Genomic DNA, 555 nt, shown 5'->3' on the forward strand with positions numbered 1-555 from the left:
GTGAAGTCGTAACAAGGTAGCCGTATCGGAAGGTGCGGCTGGATCACCTCCTTTCTAAGGAAAATGGAATGTACATTCCATCAAAGATTGTTGACGATTTGTTGTTCAGTTTTGAGGGAGCAATTCCTCAAAAACAGTAATAAGTTTGAGGGTAAAGAGAAACGAGTAGATCAAGGAAGCAAACGCGCGAGCACCGGAGCGTACAACAGTACATGAGGAGCGGAGCGAAGAAGCTGACGAAGAGATGCGAAGTTTATCTTTAGCCGAAATTGTTCCTTGAAAACTAGATTATGAATAGTAAAAACAAGAAAGAAACCGAGTAATCGCCATCTTAGGTTCTCTATTTTAGAGAATTACTTCTTTGAAAAGTAATCGTATCAATCGAATACTCTTTCAAAGATTTGAGAGCAAAGAGAAGCAAGTAGGTCAAGGAAGCTGACGAAGAGATACGCCGCTTATCTTTGGTCGAAACTAAGTTAAGTTAGAAAGGGCGCACGGTGGATGCCTTGGCACTAGGAGCCGATGAAGGACGGGATTAACACCGATATGCTTTGG

Annotated in this window: 2 rRNA genes; both read left to right on the top strand. The window is 42.3% G+C overall.

The annotated features are described in order from the left end of the window. Positions 1–54 (top strand): 16S ribosomal RNA (locus QQZ16_RS03600); the annotation flags it as partial. Positions 55–474: 420 nt separating this feature from the next. Beyond that, positions 475–555, top strand: a 23S ribosomal RNA gene (locus QQZ16_RS03605); the annotation flags it as partial.

It is taken from the genome of Bacillus sp. T2.9-1 (genome assembly GCF_950097965.1).
Taxonomy (GTDB): domain Bacteria; phylum Bacillota; class Bacilli; order Bacillales; family Cytobacillaceae; genus Niallia; species Niallia hominis.